The following is a 17881-nucleotide window of genomic DNA, read 5'->3' as shown; positions in this document are numbered from 1 at the left end:
GCTATTTTTCTGAGACACTTATTTTCTCTCGCTTGATGTCATTCAGTTCCACGAGATTTAGGATACTTAATGATGCGTCTTTACTGCGTTATTGCTACGGCCATGTTGATGCCGTTAACAGCACAAGCAACGGTTTATGACGTTGCGAAACCATCTGAGCTAAACCAAATATGCTCAACTCATAGTTCTTTTGATATTCAAAGAACAGACACTACCTTTTTTTGCCATGGCAAGATCGTATTACCCGCTGGTGATTCCATCATCTCCTCTTCACCTGAGAACGAAGTCATACTAGAAGCTCATCAAGGCATTGTTTTAGAGGGTAATAACCGAATTGGTGAGCCTAATAAACGCATCTCACTTCGCTCGCTTTCGGTCGAGTTGAAGGTTAACAATGAGCAAGCTTCTAGCATTGAAGATTACCAAAACAAACACACTGTTATTTATGGTGACCTTCTGTCGGCCTACCCAACAAAACTGCATAATGTTCTCATCGATGGGGATATAGTGCTAACGGGGTCGACGCTTCATATTGACGGTAAGTACAACACCATTATTGGTAAAATTTTGACTCACAGTACGACCGATATATTCAATGCTAACGTTTGTGGCACCATTGAATCAAAAGGCCATCAATTGCATCTCAAGACGAATCACCCTTTCCAACAACATTTCGTCGTCGGTGATATTGTGGCGCACAGTTCTCTGCTTATTGATGATATGGCGGTTTACGGCACGACGGAGTCCAAAGGTGCATCTGCCGCACTGAACGGTTCGTTCTACGCGGAAGATACTGCGATTAAGTACTTCCAGACATTAAACTTTAATCAAGGTGTTGGAAGTCAGGTTTGCGGCGAAATCCAACAAACGCCGGGAAGTTCGCACCCTCATAGTGTAACTGGCAAGTATTCTCAGTTCTGCGGTGTTGGCCAATCACGTTGCGATTACTCGAGCTCCATTTGTCCGAGCACCGCAACTCCGCCGCCCGAGTGTAGCATGTTGCCTCCAAGTAACGATGACTTGGGCCTGACGGTGACACCATCTGATGACATGGCGTTGATGTGCGGTGACGATCTCCCGCAATTCACAGCGATCACAACCAACAACGATGAAGTAGTCAGCGCACCAGTGATGGCAATATTGTCTGATCCCGACTTGTTCACGCTAGAGGTAGTGAAAGGGAAACCGACATCAACTGAAAACCAGTTTCAATCTAACGATAATGGTGAGCTCGTTGTTCGTGTGGTTCCAAACGATATCGATAAGATCTCATTAGACGCCAATTACTCTTTGACTTTCACGATGGTCGGAGACTCCGCGAAGGAGCAAACAGTCAACTTCATGTTTACGCCGTTTATGTTCGAAGCGTATTCAAATGAAAGACGGACACTGAATGAAATTCGCGTCATCGCTGGTAAACCAGAAAATGTTCATACACGTCTGCTCGCTTGTGCCTCCACAGGAGAACCCGTCGTTGCCAGCAATTACAATGGTAAACCCAAAGTAGTCCACCCTTTGATTAAACCTCTCGGTGGAAGCGAAGGTGATTTTAGTTATTCTGCTGAGTTCAAAGACGGATTATCGGAACATGGCTTAATTACTAACGAATCCGGACTGTTCGAGGTGACGTTATCCGACCAATTCGAATGTAAAGGATTTTCAGAGTGTCCAGACGACGGCACAGTTGAAGTAACAGGCAAGTTTAATGTGTACTCGCGACCATGGACCTTGGCAATCTGTGAGAACCAAAACACCTTGCCTTCAGGCACATCCGAACAAGGTGATAAGTTCATTGCCGCTGGAGAACACTTCTCGTTAACGGTGAACCCCGTCATCTGGCAAAAAGGGGGGTCTATCAGTGATCCTATCGACTCATCAGCTTATTGTGATGCTTTGGTCACGACCAACTTTATGCATGATGGCGCACCAGCAGCATCGGTTGTTTTGTCGAGCGAGCAACACTCGCCTTTAGAAACGGCAAATCAAACCTCAACGCTGTTGAAAAGTAATTATGCGTTAACTCAAGGACACCAATCAGCCAAGAACCATCGCTTCGTTTTTAACGGATTGTATTGGGAAGAAGTCGGCAGCTTGAAAGTGAAAGCAAACCTCGACAGTACGTATTTTGGCATGAAGGTTAACGAAGGTTATCGCCATATCGGACGTTTCTATCCGAAGTACTTCAAAGTGCAAAGTCAAGATTGGACTTACCCTAAAAACCAAGGCTTTGTATACATGAATCAACCGTTTGAGAAAGTTACCTACGATGTGGTTGCGCTAAACGCAAACAAAGAGGACGTAAAAAACTACGCCCATTTTGCGCCAAGTTTACAACAGCATTTTTACTTAGGAGAGCTTGGCGGATACCAAGATCGTTTTGTGCCACCAGCACCACAAAAGGCAGAATGGAAACGCATCGGCGATGCCAGTATCGGTCAGTTTGTCATTGAAAAAGCATCTACAAATGCAACGTGTCACAACAGCCCCTGTTGGGAGAAAGATATAACTAAAGGTCAATATCCTGATGGCCCGTTCAACCGCGGTGCAAACAGCAAGAGCAGTAAAATTGGCTTGGTGACTACTCACGTGGTTGATGAGGTGAACTTCTTCGATGGCGGTGAAATTCTGACGAAACAACCAGACATTCGTTTTGGTCGTTTGAACTTTAAGGATGTTGGCGGAAATCAGGGCATGAAGATCAAAGTACCATTGGACGTAGAGGTGTGGCAAAACGGTAGATTTGTTACAAACTTCGATGACAACTCGACAACCGCAAATGGTGCGTACTACACCAGCACGCCTATTTGGTCGAACGCACCGGTAAATAACGCCCAGTTATCTGGTGTTGCTAAGATGAGCGTTGGTAGAACCAACGACATCATTGCAAGCCAAATTGACGCGGCAAGAGAACAAATTCAGTTCAGCCTAAATCTAGATCACTCAGGCAACCAACTTCCTTGGCTCAAATATGACTGGGAAACTTCGACTCCCGAAGAAGAAAACCCGCCAACAATAGTCACGTTTGGTATTCACCGTGGAAACGATCGCATTATCTATCGTGGTGAGCCGAATATGCTCGGCTTAAATTAGCATCTTAAACCAACACTAAACGGCGAACAAAAAGAGCCCCTCAATTGAGGGGCTCTTTCATTACAAACGAATGTAATTATCTAACAGTGTTTAGTTCGTGCCGCGACGCGCTTTCAAACGCTTCACCATTGCAAGACGACGCTCTGCTGAGCCTTGGTCTGTCGCAGACTGGTTAGGGTTATTACGACGACCTTGACGGTTCTTAAACGCCGGTTTCGAGTTCAATTTCTCGATGTAAGATTCACGCTGTTTTGGCTCATAACCCGCAAGTTCGATACGACGAATGCGTTGCTGGATGAGGTTTTCCACTTGAACAACCGTTAGCTCTTCATCTCGGTTTACGAACGAAACCGCATGACCTTGCTTACCCGCACGACCGGTACGGCCGATTCGGTGAACGTAATCTTCAGCAAGGAAAGGCATGTCGTAGTTCACTACGTGAGGCAGATCTTCAATATCCAAACCACGCGCTGCCACGTCCGTTGCTACCATGACGCGCACTTTGCCCGTTTTGAACTCTTCTAGCGCACGACGACGAGCACTCTGAGCACGGTCACCGTGACAAACTACTGCTTTGATGCCGTCAAGTTTCAGCTCTTTCACCACATCATTTGCGGTTTCTTTGTAGTTTACAAACACCAAAACTTGTTGCCAGTTTTTGCGACCGATCAGTTCAGAAAGCAGTTCTGTTTTACGTTCTTGATCTACTGGGTAAAGTACGTGAGCAACAGTGTGCGCGGTAGTGTTTGCACGCTCTACTTCGATGCGTTTTGGTTTACGCAAAATGTCTTTCGCTAACAGATTTAGCTGGCTTGAAGTCGTTGCCGAGAACATCATGATTTGCGGATCAGTATCAACGTCCAACATGATCTTACGAACAGCGTGAATAAAGCCCATATCCAGAATACGGTCAGCTTCATCAAAAACAAGGAACTCAAGGTTCGCAACAGAAACATTGCCTTGTTCGATGTGCTCTTCCAAGCGGCCTGGCGTTGCAACCAGAATATCGACACCATTTTCTAAAGCAGAAATTTGTGAAGACATTTTACGACCACCAAATACAGCCACAACCGATAGGTCTGTGTACTTAGTGTACGCTTTAATGTTGTCAGCAATCTGCTCTGCCAGTTCACGCGTTGGTGCCAGGATAAGTGCACGAGCGGTTTTACGAGAAGCAGTACGACCGCTGTCTAGCAGCTGTTGAATCATAGGCAATGAAAACGCTGCAGTTTTACCAGTACCTGTTTGTGCTGTAGCGAAAATATCATGGCCTTTACGAGCCATTGGAATCGCCTTCTGTTGAATTGGCGTTAACTTTTCATAACCGCATTCTGCCAGTGCTTTAACCACTTCTGGCGCAAAACCTTGAGATGAAAATGACATTGAGCGTATTCCTTAAACAAACCACTTAAAATAGCTTTAAAAATTTAGCCGTGCACTATACCCGAATTTGAGTGATTTATCTCACTTTTCTCACTGAAACTCGATAAAAGAAAAAACGGTGAACCCTGCCATGCAGTCGATTCACCGTTTCATTCCAACATTTGCGCGAAGAATGGCGAATGCCTTATCCTTCGACACCCGCAAGTTGCAGTAATATTTGCTCTAGCTCATCCCAAGGGAGAAGCTGAGAATCAATCACTTCAAGTCGTGATTCAAACCCTTCTAAGCTGATTTCGTTGACCGATACCACGCGATTTGCCACGTTAAATGCGTAACACCCTTGATTGGTGTTGACTACCGCTTTCACACGTTCGGCAGTTAGGTCAGACAACATCGAGAACAGCTTATCAAAATCGAACTTGTATTCAGCGCCAAATAGCCAGCCACAACTGAAATAGCCTTGCCCTTTGTTCTCTTTACGGATGAAAGCTTCACCCGGTGGTAACTGAAACTGAGGCTCTTGGTGTGCATGCTCATGGTGATGCATTTCGATATGAGAAGAAGCACTGCCGTGTACGCGTTCAATATCCAGAACTTCAATCGGCAGCTCGCCGTTGTGAATCAACTTACTGAACACTTTAGCTGTCGTTTGATCGGTAACCCAATCGTTGAACACATCAATATCATGGCTTGAACAAAGATCGACTTTGCTGCCAATCACCACATCGGCACTGTCTAGCTGATCAACAAAGTTTTGATTAGACGTGTATTTTTCATCGCTCAAGTTACGAGGGTCGACTAACGCGATGGTCGCCTTTAAATCAACGTATGGCAGATATTGCTCTGATGTCAGCGTCGCAATCACTTGTTTTGGATGACCAAGGCCTGTTGGTTCAATCAACAAACGGTCTGGCTTTTGGCGCAATAATGCTGTAATACCAACAGACATAGGAACGCCTGCAGTACAGCACATGCAACCGCCTGGCACTTCTTTAATCAACGCACCTTGGTCGGTCATTAATGCACCATCGATGCCAATCTCACCAAACTCATTGACCAACACCGCCCAATTTTCATTTTCAGGTTTGTTCTTTAAAAGATTTAAAATCGTGGTCGTTTTACCGACACCCAAAAATCCGGTCAGTATGTTGGTAGGTACTCGATTTGACATGTTTTTCTCCGACACAGTCGTGCATTAGTGCTTGGGCAAAGTATACGGAGAATGTGACTTGCTTCAACGCTTTTTATCACGCTCGCTTATGTCTTGATTTAATGTGTGTAGGTTTGAGTTTTGAGAATAGTCAGAATGACTTACCGCCTCTGCACGTTTCACATTCGACAGGTACATACTGGTGTGAATGACACAGGTAAAGAATGCGATAATCGCGACTAAGATTGGAAGGACTCCGAGCGTGTTTTCGAATTTAAGCGCAGCGATAGCCAAAGCGAAAACAACGACAGAGATAAGTGCAATAGCCTTACTTTTGTTGCTTTTCATGATAACTCGCCTTTTTTGAGAGTAAGCCCCTGACACCTCCTGTGACAAGGGCACCGAACGAAAGTCTTACACCTTCAATCCGACACTCTAATGCTACTCCTTTCGAAGCAAGCAAAATTTGAGCAAGTTAACATTTGGCAGAACATACGCTTAGTAACTTATTAGTTATTTCAGTAGCTTACTAACAAATTTGTCCACCACTCACCACAACATCGCTTTCGTGTTCAATGACAACTTGTGCCACCAACTTTAGGCCAGCCACGATCATATCGAGGCTCATTGACGGGTGGTTGCTATCCGTCGCTTGCTCAGGCAACAACGGAATATGCACAAATCCATGCCGAATCGATTTGTCCCTCAGATAATGCTGTACTCCATAAAACAGATGGTTGCACACAAACGTCCCCGCGCTATTAGAAACCTGACAAGGAATACCGCTCTCTTGCAACGTTTGAGCAATACGCTTGATGGGCAAAGACGAAAAATACGCATCCGGGCCTTGTTCGATGATGGGTTCATCGATTGGCTGATTGCCACCGTTGTCTGGAATTCGGAAGTCATCCACATTAATTGCAACGCGTTCGGGCGTTATTGCCGCTCTACCAGCGGCCTGACCAACGGTAATAACACAATCTGGTTGATGCGCTTCAATCGCATCAATCACAGCACTGATGGACTCAAAACGCGTCACAGGCACCTGACAAGTAACAATGATGCCACCGTCAATACTTGTTTCTTCTAGCCTTTTCACAGCCTCCAACGCCGGATTTATTGCATCACCACCAAACGGTTCAAAACCAGTAATCAAAACCTTTTTCATCGCAACCTTCAAAGAGAAATTGTTTCGCCGATTATTGCATCGCCTCTTTCACTCTCCAACCATAAAGTCAGCTTGCAACCAAGCCACATTGTTTTGTGTGAATCCACTCTAACCTATGCCCCCCAACAATAAGTGAATCAACGCAGAACCGACCATAACTCAGCGGGAACTTGGTTTCTGTGCCTAACTTATGTAGAGTACGCGACCACAAAATATCGGCAGTTCAAAGAGATCGAATACCATGAACATTGATAACCACGTCATTGAAAGTCTTGAAGAGTTAGAAGCTTTTCTGCATTTAGTCGAGAGCGGTGCATTAGGTTTGGAAGGGGTAACTGGCGTTGCACTAGCGACAACAAACACTGACGGCCGTCCTTTTGTTGCAGTTTTAGGCGACAAACATCAACTTTTGTTGGGCCGTTGGGTTTCACAACATGCTTACGACAACGGTAAAGACATCGTTAGAAACGGCTCAGGACGTAAACACTGATTTCTGCGCATCCACGTGTGCTAAAAAGAGATAAGCTTGCTGTTATTTAGCAAGCTTTTTTTATAACTAAAACCCTCTAAATAACTTTAATCCCAAAAACAAGAAAGTTTCGTAACCCATTGTTCAAAAATAAAAAATAAGCTTTTGAGTTAATTCAAGAGTTGTGACATTTCGCTGACATAACATGGCTTGAAATCCCTAACATCTGCCAACGGAAGCGAATCTAACTTTCGTTTTCAGACACCATCGCAGAGTACACTTCCTTGTACTCTGTTTGTCCCGAAAGACCCTTGTGACAGCCTAGAGTCTTTCGGGACCTTTTTTGTTCCTCTTACTCACATTTTCCTCCAGACAAGATCAATCTCGTACTATTTAACTAGTTCATGATAGCAGCATCACGATTTAAGCAACTGATCACACAACCTATTTGTGAATTTGGGTATAAAAGTATCAATACTCTCATTTACTAGGACGTAACTAATGAAAAATTCTTTCGACCACAACATGCCAAACAATGAAGGATATTTTGGCGAATATGGTGGCAGCTTTGTTCCGCCAGAGCTTGAGCAAATCATGCGAGACATTAACGCCGCTTACGAAGAATGTTGCCAAGATCCAGAGTTCAAAGACGAGTTAGCTCGCCTTTATAAACACTTTGTCGGTCGACCTAGCCCTATTTTTCATGCAGCGAATCTATCTAAGAAATACGGGGCCGACATTTATCTAAAGCGAGAAGACTTGAACCATACTGGCGCTCACAAAATTAACCATTGTTTAGGTGAAGCCATCCTTGCAAAAAAAATGGGCAAAAAGAAACTGATTGCGGAAACTGGTGCTGGCCAGCATGGCGTGGCATTGGCGACTGCTGCCGCTTTGGTTGGCTTAGAATGTGACATTTACATGGGCGAAGTCGATATCGCCAAAGAGCATCCGAACGTTGTCCGTATGAGAATCCTTGGTGCTAACGTGATTCCTGCCACGCACGGACGTAAAACGCTGAAAGAAGCCGTTGATGCTGCCTTTGAAGCGTACCTAAAAGATCCAGAAACTCAACTTTATGCCATTGGTTCCGTAGTTGGCCCTCACCCATTCCCTAAAATGGTTCGCGATTTCCAATCCATCATCGGGAACGAAGCGCGAGTTCAGTTCAAAGAAATGACGGGCAAATTGCCGAACAATCTTGTCGCGTGTGTGGGTGGCGGCTCAAATGCCATGGGGTTGTTTAGCGCATTTTTAGAAGATGAAAATGTCGCGATCCATGGCGTCGAGCCTGCTGGACGCTCTTTGGACAAAGTGGGTGAACACGCAGCCACCCTAACGCTTGGCGAGCCAGGCATCATGCACGGGTTTAAGTCTTACATGCTTAAAGATGAGCAAGGCGAACCACAAGAGGTACACTCCGTCGCCAGTGGATTGGATTACCCATCGGTAGGCCCACAGCACAGTTATTTAAAAGACATCGGACGCGTGAACTATGGTTCAATCAACGATGACGAAGCGATAGACGCCTTCTTTGAGTTGTCTCGTGAAGAAGGGATTATTCCTGCTATCGAGTCTTCCCACGCAGTCGCATACGCAATCAAACTGGCACAACAAGGTGAAACAGGCTCGATTCTTGTCAACCTTTCAGGTCGAGGCGACAAAGACATCGATTTTGTGGTTGAAAACTACGGAGCAAAATACGGCATTGAGTCGCTTATCTAACTGGCAGCCACTGAGCTGAGTTACGTTTAATCGCAACGCGCAGACAAAAGCAACGCCACCTAAAACAAGGTGGCTTTGTAGTTTTCTCTCAATTTACCTTTGCTTTAGTGGTTTAACTACGCTGCCTAGGCCTTCTGGCGTTTCTATTCAAACCATCGCTGCCTAACTATAGATATCTCTATAATGTATACTTTGCTAAACTCCGCCCTTTGATGAGTAAGGCCCCTAAAATGATGACTGACGAAGAAAGAATCGAACTGCAACAAAACAACCCACTGCACGGGTTAAAGCTAGAGACTATGTTGCAAGAGTTGGTAGATTTTTATGGCTGGGACATTCTAGATACAGCCATGCGTTTTAATTGCTTTAATACCAAGCCTTCGATTGCAAGTAGCGTGAAGTATTTAAAGAAAACTGAATGGGCGAGAGAAAAATTAGAAAACTTTTATCTTTATCGCTTTAAGCGCATGCCACGAGCGAGTGAAGAAGAATACAATTTGCCACCAAGAGCCCGTACTTTCCCTCACGGTCTTGAACCTAAAGAGCCAATGCCGCTAACCGTTGATTCTATTCTCAATTCACAAGCGAAAGCAGCATCCTCATTTAAAAAACGCTCATCTCGTGGCCGTCCGACACGTCGCTAGTATACTTACTTGGAAAACAATAGAGCCCTACTGACAGATCCAGTAAGGCTCTATTGTTCTTTAAAAGGATTAAGGGCAGCGAGTGGCCAACTGGTTCATCTCCGCCCAAGAAACTCTCGTAATTCGACTAACTTGTAGATTACGTCTTCTACTGATTACGCTTTTTCTTCTTTTTACCCGTTCCTGCTGGCTTTGCGCGCGGCTTCATCGGTAAAAAGTAGGCTTCACTTTGGTCATCTTCCACTTCAAAGCCTTCTACCTGCTCGCGTTCAAGCTGGAACTTATTTTTCTTTTCTATCACTTTAAAGTGGTGGTAGTCATCGTAATCGATAAGAGATAGACCTAGACCCACTTCCCCCGCACGGCCGCTGCGTCCGATGCGATGCATATAATCGGCAGGACTACGCGGAAGATCGAAGTTAATCACCACTGGCAATTTTTCAATATCGAGACCGCGCGCTGCGATATCGGTAGCAATCAGTACTTGAATCTCACCAGACTTAAAGCCATCAAGAACGCGAGTACGAGCGCCTTGCCCTTTATCGCCATGAAAAACTTCGGCAGTGATGCCGCGTTTTGACAGTTTCTGAGCTAGGTGGTTACAGGCATTCTTAGCATTCACAAAAATTAAAGTCTGGCGCCATTGATGCTGTTTGATTAGATGTGCGAGTACCGCCGTCTTTTCACCTTTATTGACACTAAACACGCGCTGCACCAAAGTGCTGGCTTCTGCACTCTGTAACTGAACTTCAACGGGATCGTTAAGTAAGTGCTGAGCCAACGCTGTGACTTTCTCAGGGAAAGTAGCAGAAAATAGCAGTGTCTGTTTCTTCTCTGGCAGTAAGGCAAGAATCTTATTGAGCTCTTCGGTAAATCCTAAACTCAACATACGGTCGGCTTCATCGAGCACGAGCGTTTTTACTTGGTCTAACTTAATCGCATTACTCGATACCAGATCAAGTAGTCGTCCCGGCGTTGCAACAATGATGTCACAGCCGCCACGTAGCGCCAGCATTTGCGGGTTCACGGATACGCCACCAAATACGGCAACCGTTTTGATCTTATCTCTAAGATGGTATGAGTAAGATTTAACGTTGTAAGCCACCTGCGACGCCAGCTCACGAGTAGGAACCAAAATCAGATGAGAAACGAAGTTACCACGACGATCATTTGATTCACCTTGCTGAAGAATTTTCTGCAGAATTGGCAGCGAGAAAGCGGCGGTTTTACCTGAGCCCGTATTGGCTCCGCCTATCATATCCCTGCCATCAAGCACATGAGGAATAGCATGAGATTGAATAGGTGTTGGTTGGTTATATTCTAACGCTTCTAGTCGCTCGACTAAGGTTGGAATCAGGCCAAGATCGGCAAATGTCGCTTGCTGTGTTTTATCTGTCATTACGATGAGAGGCTCAGTACTGGGTAAAGGCCGAGTATCTTATGCTATTTAGCACGAGGATGTTAGCGATAATGCGCGAAACAGAGGTGGTTTGGAGCAGCGCTATAAAGGTCAGGAATGCTCTTTGCCTAATATTCGTGAATCCCCTCATGATAAACAACCATTTATGGGGCCAGTGGTAATTCACTTTAAAGAAAAAAGAGTCAGGCAGTCTGACTCTTTAGAAGTAAAACACACTGCATCGTGGGAAATAGGGTTACAGAGGCAGGTTACATCCTTTTCAAAGGTTTCACGACGCTGTCTAGCCCTTCAATTTTTAACGCTAAACACAGCTTTAATAGGTCACCTAACTCGCCGCTCGGCCAGCCCTTTTTATCAAACCACAGCAAATATTCCTCAGGTAAATCAATAAGTACTCTGCCTGCATATTTGCCAAATGGCATTTGCATTCTTGCCAGTTTAATCAGGTTTTCTTTTTCTAACATAAATGAAGCGCGGTTAAGACATCTCACGCAAGAGTACCACCAGCGGTGCTCCCTCACCAGTTAAAGGACCAAATAAGGCAAGAAGCTCAACGATCGTTAGGGCGGTTTATTTTGACGGCTTTGAGTTGCTTTGTGCTAGAGTACGCGACATTAAAAATTAGAACGAGAATGCAATGAAGTCACCATGTAGAGCAGTCTGTAAGAATAACGCTGGAATTTGTTCTGGCTGTCACCGAACGATGGATGAAATCATCCAATGGAAAGACAAAACCGAACTCCAACGAGAAACCATTATCGAGCAAATCACCGGAGAAGACTCCACCCACCGCTGTCCTGAATGCGATTCGCAAGCTCACTGCGATATTGCAGCAGGAAAAGAAACGTGTTGGTGTTTTGGTATTGAGCCTCGTGACTTGCCTAAACCGGAGTCCGATCAGCTTTGTTTATGCCGCAAGTGTTTAGAAAAAAAGCCAGTCGCATAATACGACTGGCTTCTTCATGTAACGCGATTCTAAAATGATAACTATTTTGCGGTAAGCGCAGAAGTCTCAAATTGAATGCCTTCCCACCCCGTCACCATGAAATTGCGGATATTTTGGTGATCGTTGTTTTCTGGGTGAAGCAGTACGTCCTCACGGTAGAAACGACCAAAACACGCCAACGTCGCTTCTTTATCGAGAGTGTTCAATAAGCCGAATGCAAAAATTTTGCACGAACCGTTGTTTTCATTCGCGCCATTTTGCGTATTGCCATTCGTAAATGCAGCGGGCGTAAAATCGTAATTGTCTTCAATCACTGCCATCGTCGTTTCAAATTCAATCTTTTCAGGTGATGATGCCAGCACATCAAGAAATTGTTGTAGTTCCATTTTCATTCCAAATCCTAATGCCATCGCAATCTCGCCAATGACACATTTGTTTCATAAAAAGCCCATATAAGATTCATAAATCATACATATATTCAGAGCCTTACCAAATCACACGTCAATCAATGTTCTATTATCGTCCACTGCAGTGAATGAATAGATATCTGAAAATCATGCATTGAGCGACAGTATATCGGATTGATAAGGAGATATCATGACCACCCCACTTAAGGCAATAGGTGCAATGGCGTTATCGACGCTCGCCATCGCATGTTCATCGCAACAGAACGATGTTATCGCATCTTTCAGTGCACAATGTAAGCCGATCAGTTCACCCGCTGTTGGGGAAACCTCAATCCAAGGTTTGACGTTTGTTGGGTCATCTATCGCCGATGCACCGTTTGATACTTCTGCCGCAGAAATCGTGAACTATGATGCGTGCACGGACAAACTCTACGTGGTCAATGCTCAAGTCAAACGTGTGGATGTGTTGTCGCTCAACGAAAGCAGTGCGCCTTCACAAACCGATTTTATTGACCTAACCGATGCTGGAACTTCCGCAGGTATTGAAATCGGCGCGGCCAACAGTGTTGCTGTATTTAATGGTTTAGTCGCCGTCGCGATTGAAAACAATAATAAGCAGGAAGATGGCTTGATCGCGCTGTATCGCTCGGATGATCTTTCTCTAATCACCACTTTCAAAACCGGTGCGCTGCCAGATATGGTTGGTTTTTCTAAAGATGGTCGTTACATTGCCACCGCAAACGAAGGCGAACCGAACTCCGATTACAGTATCGATCCCGAAGGTAGCGTGACGTTGGTCGATTTGAGCAAAGGTATTAACAATGCTGACGTTACGCAAATTGGCTTTGGCGAATTTGATGGAGTGCGCTCAGATGAATTGCCAAAAGCGGTGCGTATTTCCGGCCCTAATGCCTCAATTGCTCAAGACCTTGAACCGGAATATCTGACGTTTGCCGACAACGGGAAAATTTATGTCGCCTTGCAGGAAAATAACGCAATGGCGATTATTGATCCACAAAGCCAATCGGTAGAAAAAATTGTCGCTTTAGGGGAAAAGTCTTGGTCAAATTCAAAGCTGGACGCCTCAAATAAAGATAAGATCATCGGCAATTTGAAAAGCTATCCGCAGCTGGTTGGCTTGTACATGCCCGACACGCTAGACAGTTACTCTGTCAACGGCCAAACCTACATTGTTTCAGCCAACGAAGGGGATGGTCGCGAATATGGTTTTAAAACCACTCAAGCTGAATGTGATCAAGCAGGGTTCAAGTGGGATGAGGATGACTATCAAGGTACGCCAGATTACACCAATGTCAAAGGCTCCTGTTTGAGCCATATCGACGAAGTCCGTGGCAAAAAACTCAAAGTTACGACCGACCACCCTCTTGCTGGAGCTCTGAAAGACAACAAACAGCTAGCTAGACTCAAAGTTATCAAACCAAACCACACATTAAACGCAGAAGAAAACGTTCGAGCATTTGGCGCGCGTTCATTCTCAATTTGGAATGAAAATGGTGAGCTAGTTTTTGATAGTGGAGACGATTTCGCAACAGTTGCCCTCTTGAACGAAGGTAAACACTTCAACAGCACAAACGACAGCAACAGTAGCGGTGATGACCGAAGTGATGATAAAGGCATCGAGCCAGAAGCCATCGAAGTAGCGAAAATCAATGGGCGATACTACGCATTTATCGGTTTAGAGCGCCAAGGCGGTATTATGGTTTACGACATCACCGAACCAAAACAAGCGCAGTTCTTGCATTATGTAAACCACCGCGATTACACCCAACCAGTATGTACGTTGGTAGAAGACGGTGAGTGCGCAAATGACACTTACAATCCAAAAGCGGGCGATCTAGCGCCCGAATCAATTAACTACTTTACTCGTAACGGACAACATTTTATTGCCGTCGGCAACGAGGTATCAGGCACAACCTCAGTTTTTCGTATCGAACTCTAAAAACAGTAGTATCTCAAAGTATCTACAACTGTGGCGCTAAAACCGCGGCCATAAAACAGAAGTGCTAAATAGGAAACGCCCGAATATCAGTTCGGGCATTTTTTATTCACGGTTAAGTGTGTTAATGCTTTTCAGAGCATGAATAGCAAACAACGGCTGTCCATTCGTGTTTATTCGCTCAACACCAACGCATCACACTTAGACGCACAGATGAAATCGTTCTTATGCAAACCTTTAATAGAATGGCTCCACCAAGTCACGGTGACTTTGCCCCACTCAAGCAAAATTGATGGATGATGAAATTCTTCTTCTGCCAATTCCGCAATCTTATTGCTGAACGCCCACGCTTGTTTAAAGTTCTTAAACTTATATGTCTTCTCAAGTTGCGGAATGTCGTCCCTTTCAATGAGATGCCAATCGGACAGCTGCAGCAATAGAGATTGCTGTTCTTCTTTCGTCAGGGCAATGGCATCAAAGCTACAAGCTTCGCATTTTTGTTCATTCAGCATGAGCAGGTTCCTTAGGTTCAAAAGGTGGTGGAAGCAATCCAGCTTCTATCGCTAGATCCGCTTGTTTCAATAAATTCAGTTGGCTAATTTGGAAAAGCTGGGAGAAATCATCAATCACATAATATTTAGGCTGCATGATATCGATGCGATATGGCGTTCTTAATACCGTTTGTAGGTCAAAGGACTCACGAATTGCACTTTCGCTTTCCAATGCGTAGATGGTTTCTCCTGGGGAAGAGAGTATGCCGCCGCCATAGATTTTCGTTTTCGTGCCTTCTTTCACTAAACCAAATTCAACGGTAAACCAGTAAAGACGAGCCAAGTAAGCTCTCTGTTTTGGTGTTGCCGCTTGTCCGAGCTGACCATAATGTTCCGTAAACGCAGCAAACTCTGGATGCGTGAGCATGGCACAATGGCCGAAAATTTCGTGGAAAAAATCCGGCTCTTGTAAATAATCGAACTCTTCTCGGGTTCTTAGGAAAGTCGCGACTGGAAAACGTTTGTTACCCAACAAATTAAAAAATCGGTCGAAATCGATCAGAGCAGGCACAGGCTCAACCTGCCATCCTGTTGTTTCCATTAAGACTCGATTGATTTCCGGCAACTGAGGCACGCGATCCTGAGGTAAGTTCAGCAGTTCCAAACCACGTAGATAAGCATCACACGCACGCTCTTTGATCACGCTCATTTGTCTCGTGACAAGGTCACTCCAAATGGCATCTTCTTCGCGGCTCCATTCTACCCTTCCATCCTGGCTAACGGGCTTTGAACGATATTGAGTCATGACTCATCTCCATTAACAAATCCTTTACATTAAGCCTATCTGGAGTCTTAAGAGCTTCCAATCCCTGATCGATTTTCTCAATCAAAGTTTGATGTAACATATTGTTTACATCAGTTCATAACATCATGATTTATAAAACAACAAGCTTTGACGTGGGAGTTTGACTTTATTGGCATTCCCCCTCAGACTGAAACTGTTATCACTTTGTTATAGAGGGACCTATGCGCGAGAGCAACAAAGTATGGCAACCGAGCGAAAGTCGTATCGCAGAAGCCAATATTACTCAGTTTATCGAACACATTAATCGACAAGGTTTTGACCTAAAAAACTACGCAGACCTGCACCAATGGTCTTTGGATCATAACGAGCAGTTTTGGCAAGAGGTCTGGCTGTTTTGCGATGTAATAGGTAATGCAGGTGAGACGGTAAAAAGCCAAGGCGAGAGCAAATGGCAACAACCAGTACTCAATCGTGATTTATGTTGGTTTCCTGACGCTCATATTAACTACGCAGAAAACTTATTGAGCTTTGCTTATCAAAAACCACATGAGCTCGCCATCTGGTTTGAAAATGAACGTGACGAACGACAGACCTATACGTGGCAACAGCTGTGTGATGAAGTCTCGAGTGTTCAACAGTGGCTTAGGGATTGTGGCATCAAACAAGGCGATGTTGTTGCTGGTTACTTACCGCACCTTCCTCAAACCGTCATCGCGATGTTGGCAACCACCAGCTTAGGTGCGACATGGACGTCAACCTCGCCAGATTTTGGCGTAGAAAGTGTGCTGGAACGTTTTGGACAGGTAAAACCAAAAATTTTGTTCACTTGTGATGGCTACACATTCAATGGAAAAACTTTCGACATGGCGGAGAAAAACCAACATATATCCGATCATCTCGATGGCCTCAAACAAGTGTGCCAAATCAGCTATCTCAAGCCTCACATCTTTGAATGTGATGTTTGTACCCAAGATTGGCAAAACGTGCTCAATCAATACTCACCCGAGCCCGTCACCTACACCCGCGTTAACTTCAATGACCCACTCTTTGTGTTGTATTCGTCCGGTACGACAGGTAAACCCAAATGCATCGTGCACTCGGTCGGTGGCACCATTCTGAATCATGTCAAAGAGCATCAACTGCACTGCGATATTCAACCGAACGATCGAGTTTTTTACTACACGACCTGTGGTTGGATGATGTGGAATTGGCACGTTTCCGCCCTTGCAAGCGGAGCGTGCTTAGTCATTTTTGACGGTAGCCCTGTTTATCCTTCTCACAAGGTACTGTGGAACCTTGCTCAAAATGCTGACGTGACTTTGTTTGGCACGTCGGCTAAATATCTGGAAGCGATTGAAAAAGCGCAATTCTCACCGAAAAGAGCCGATGCTTTCCCCGCACTCAAGACGATTTGTTCAACTGGCTCTGTACTTTATCCTGAGCAATTCGATTACGTTTACGAGCACTTAAAGGAAGACGTACATTTAGCGTCCATTGCTGGGGGCACAGATATTTGCGGATGCTTTGTATTAGGCAATCCGATATCCCCAGTCTATCGAGGCGAGTGTCAATCCGCAGGCTTAGGCGTTGATGTACAAGTATTTAATCCACAAGGTCACAGTGTCGTAGGTGAACGAGGTGAGCTGGTTTGCACCAATTCACTGCCGAATTTTCCTTCTGGGTTCTGGCGTGATTCAGGCGAGCGTTACCATCGCGCTTACTGGGATAAGTTCGATAATGTTTGGCATCATGGCGACGATGTAGAAAAAAGTGAGGTTGGCGGTTTTGTCTTTTATGGCCGTAGTGACACCACTCTTAATCCAGGTGGCGTCAGAATTGGTACCGCAGAAATTTACCAACAGGTGAATGCTATTGATGGCATTGTTGACTCCATCGTGGTTGGGAAAGAAGTGGATCGAAATGAACAGATCTGGCTTTTTGTTCAATTAGAAAGCCAAGATGAGTTGGATGATGAGTTAATCGGCAGCATTAAAGCGCAGCTGAAATCGGCCTGTTCACCACGCCATGTGCCGAGTGCCATTTTCGCCATCAGCGATATTCCGAAAACGCGATCAGGCAAGCTGGTAGAACTTGCCGTCAAGCAAGTTGTCAATGGTCGACAAGTTGAAAACTTAGGCGCAATTGCCAATCCAGAGATACTACAAGAGATTCAAACCGCGATATCAGCTTAGATTCCACCCACAAAAAAGCGAGCACCTTGGCTCG

At 45.0% G+C, this 17881-nt stretch carries 16 protein-coding genes; 7 read left to right on the top strand and 9 right to left on the bottom strand.

The features are described from left to right. Positions 1–69: 69 nt before the first annotated feature. Positions 70–3090, top strand: a complete 3021-nt coding sequence (locus ACF8EG_RS22920; protein WP_069505844.1) for a DUF6701 domain-containing protein — start codon at positions 70–72, stop codon at positions 3088–3090. 90 nt (positions 3091–3180) lie between these two features. Here the strand turns inward: ACF8EG_RS22920 and ACF8EG_RS22915 are convergent, their stop codons facing one another. The 4 genes from ACF8EG_RS22915 to pcp form a co-directional block, all read right to left on the bottom strand. Then, entirely contained in the window at positions 3181–4473 is a 1293-nt protein-coding gene (locus tag ACF8EG_RS22915) for a DEAD/DEAH box helicase (RefSeq protein WP_005462104.1), read from the bottom strand. 184 nt (positions 4474–4657) lie between these two features. Then, positions 4658–5644, bottom strand: a complete 987-nt coding sequence (locus tag ACF8EG_RS22910) for a GTP-binding protein (RefSeq protein WP_069505842.1) — start codon at positions 5642–5644, stop codon at positions 4658–4660. A gap of 63 nt (positions 5645–5707) precedes the next feature. After that, the gene (locus ACF8EG_RS22905; RefSeq protein ID WP_025631929.1) at positions 5708–5971 is read right to left on the bottom strand and encodes a hypothetical protein; all 264 of its coding nucleotides are present in this window, start codon (positions 5969–5971) and stop codon (positions 5708–5710) included. Positions 5972–6152: 181 nt separating this feature from the next. Beyond that, on the bottom strand, positions 6153–6791 hold the full coding sequence (gene pcp / locus ACF8EG_RS22900) for a pyroglutamyl-peptidase I (protein ID WP_025631931.1): 639 nt from the start codon (positions 6789–6791) through the stop codon (positions 6153–6155). 241 nt (positions 6792–7032) lie between these two features. Here pcp and ACF8EG_RS22895 point away from each other — a divergent pair, with 241 nt between their 5' ends. From ACF8EG_RS22895 to ACF8EG_RS22885, 3 genes are all read left to right on the top strand, one after another. Then, positions 7033–7281 (top strand): hypothetical protein, encoded by a 249-nt coding sequence (locus ACF8EG_RS22895; RefSeq protein WP_069505840.1) that lies wholly within the window; start codon positions 7033–7035, stop codon positions 7279–7281. Between the two features lie 480 nt (positions 7282–7761). After that, entirely contained in the window at positions 7762–8985 is a 1224-nt protein-coding gene (gene trpB, locus ACF8EG_RS22890) for a tryptophan synthase subunit beta (protein WP_017448076.1), read from the top strand. A 230-nt stretch (positions 8986–9215) separates the two neighbouring features. After that, a complete protein-coding gene (locus tag ACF8EG_RS22885; protein ID WP_005462112.1) occupies positions 9216–9629 on the top strand; it encodes a VF530 family DNA-binding protein in 414 nt (137 codons plus the stop codon). Positions 9630–9777: 148 nt separating this feature from the next. Here ACF8EG_RS22885 and ACF8EG_RS22880 read toward each other — a convergent pair whose 3' ends face one another. Beyond that, a complete protein-coding gene (locus ACF8EG_RS22880) occupies positions 9778–11028 on the bottom strand; it encodes a DEAD/DEAH box helicase (RefSeq protein ID WP_005462089.1) in 1251 nt (416 codons plus the stop codon). 269 nt (positions 11029–11297) lie between these two features. Further along, the gene (locus ACF8EG_RS22875) at positions 11298–11513 is read right to left on the bottom strand and encodes a DUF3820 family protein (protein WP_005375557.1); all 216 of its coding nucleotides are present in this window, start codon (positions 11511–11513) and stop codon (positions 11298–11300) included. Positions 11514–11686: 173 nt separating this feature from the next. Between ACF8EG_RS22875 and ACF8EG_RS22870 the strand changes: the two genes are divergently transcribed. After that, on the top strand, positions 11687–11995 hold the full coding sequence (locus ACF8EG_RS22870; RefSeq protein ID WP_079858906.1) for a cysteine-rich CWC family protein: 309 nt from the start codon (positions 11687–11689) through the stop codon (positions 11993–11995). A 41-nt stretch (positions 11996–12036) separates the two neighbouring features. Here the strand turns inward: ACF8EG_RS22870 and ACF8EG_RS22865 are convergent, their stop codons facing one another. Continuing rightward, a complete protein-coding gene (locus ACF8EG_RS22865) occupies positions 12037–12381 on the bottom strand; it encodes a HopJ type III effector protein (protein WP_021450748.1) in 345 nt (114 codons plus the stop codon). Positions 12382–12592: 211 nt separating this feature from the next. Between ACF8EG_RS22865 and ACF8EG_RS22860 the strand changes: the two genes are divergently transcribed. Next, positions 12593–14362: a choice-of-anchor I family protein gene (locus ACF8EG_RS22860; RefSeq protein WP_069505838.1), complete on the top strand. Its 1770-nt coding sequence runs from the start codon at positions 12593–12595 to the stop codon at positions 14360–14362. A 170-nt stretch (positions 14363–14532) separates the two neighbouring features. On the opposite strand, the gene ACF8EG_RS22855 is transcribed toward ACF8EG_RS22860, so the two are convergent. Together ACF8EG_RS22855 and phhA are read right to left on the bottom strand one after the other, a co-directional pair. Continuing rightward, the gene (locus ACF8EG_RS22855) at positions 14533–14871 is read right to left on the bottom strand and encodes a 4a-hydroxytetrahydrobiopterin dehydratase (protein ID WP_025501565.1); all 339 of its coding nucleotides are present in this window, start codon (positions 14869–14871) and stop codon (positions 14533–14535) included. Next, entirely contained in the window at positions 14861–15655 is a 795-nt protein-coding gene (gene phhA / locus ACF8EG_RS22850; protein WP_069505836.1) for a phenylalanine 4-monooxygenase, read from the bottom strand. The genes ACF8EG_RS22855 and phhA overlap by 11 nt, the downstream gene beginning before the upstream one ends. A gap of 221 nt (positions 15656–15876) precedes the next feature. Between phhA and ACF8EG_RS22845 the strand changes: the two genes are divergently transcribed. Further along, entirely contained in the window at positions 15877–17847 is a 1971-nt protein-coding gene (locus tag ACF8EG_RS22845; RefSeq protein ID WP_069505833.1) for an acetoacetate--CoA ligase, read from the top strand. Positions 17848–17881: the final 34 nt, after the last annotated feature.

The sequence above is a fragment of the Vibrio sp. YQ_11 genome (assembly GCF_043103065.1).
GTDB lineage: Bacteria > Pseudomonadota > Gammaproteobacteria > Enterobacterales > Vibrionaceae > Vibrio > Vibrio parahaemolyticus.
This window is presented reverse-complemented; position numbering and strand designations above follow the sequence as displayed.

Coding starts and splice junctions, on each gene's coding strand:
- pcp (WP_025631931.1), bottom strand. CDS start 6,791: ATGAAAAAGGTTTTGATTACTGGTTTTGAACCGTTTGGTGGTGATGCA.
- ACF8EG_RS22865 (WP_021450748.1), bottom strand. CDS start 12,381: ATGGAACTACAACAATTTCTTGATGTGCTGGCATCATCACCTGAAAAG.
- ACF8EG_RS22870 (WP_079858906.1), top strand. CDS start 11,687: ATGAAGTCACCATGTAGAGCAGTCTGTAAGAATAACGCTGGAATTTGT.
- ACF8EG_RS22920 (WP_069505844.1), top strand. CDS start 70: ATGATGCGTCTTTACTGCGTTATTGCTACGGCCATGTTGATGCCGTTA.
- ACF8EG_RS22845 (WP_069505833.1), top strand. CDS start 15,877: ATGCGCGAGAGCAACAAAGTATGGCAACCGAGCGAAAGTCGTATCGCA.
- trpB (WP_017448076.1), top strand. CDS start 7,762: ATGAAAAATTCTTTCGACCACAACATGCCAAACAATGAAGGATATTTT.
- ACF8EG_RS22905 (WP_025631929.1), bottom strand. CDS start 5,971: ATGAAAAGCAACAAAAGTAAGGCTATTGCACTTATCTCTGTCGTTGTT.
- ACF8EG_RS22860 (WP_069505838.1), top strand. CDS start 12,593: ATGACCACCCCACTTAAGGCAATAGGTGCAATGGCGTTATCGACGCTC.
- ACF8EG_RS22895 (WP_069505840.1), top strand. CDS start 7,033: ATGAACATTGATAACCACGTCATTGAAAGTCTTGAAGAGTTAGAAGCT.
- phhA (WP_069505836.1), bottom strand. CDS start 15,655: ATGACTCAATATCGTTCAAAGCCCGTTAGCCAGGATGGAAGGGTAGAA.
- ACF8EG_RS22885 (WP_005462112.1), top strand. CDS start 9,216: ATGATGACTGACGAAGAAAGAATCGAACTGCAACAAAACAACCCACTG.
- ACF8EG_RS22875 (WP_005375557.1), bottom strand. CDS start 11,513: ATGTTAGAAAAAGAAAACCTGATTAAACTGGCAAGAATGCAAATGCCA.
- ACF8EG_RS22855 (WP_025501565.1), bottom strand. CDS start 14,871: ATGCTGAATGAACAAAAATGCGAAGCTTGTAGCTTTGATGCCATTGCC.
- ACF8EG_RS22915 (WP_005462104.1), bottom strand. CDS start 4,473: ATGTCATTTTCATCTCAAGGTTTTGCGCCAGAAGTGGTTAAAGCACTG.
- ACF8EG_RS22880 (WP_005462089.1), bottom strand. CDS start 11,028: ATGACAGATAAAACACAGCAAGCGACATTTGCCGATCTTGGCCTGATT.
- ACF8EG_RS22910 (WP_069505842.1), bottom strand. CDS start 5,644: ATGTCAAATCGAGTACCTACCAACATACTGACCGGATTTTTGGGTGTC.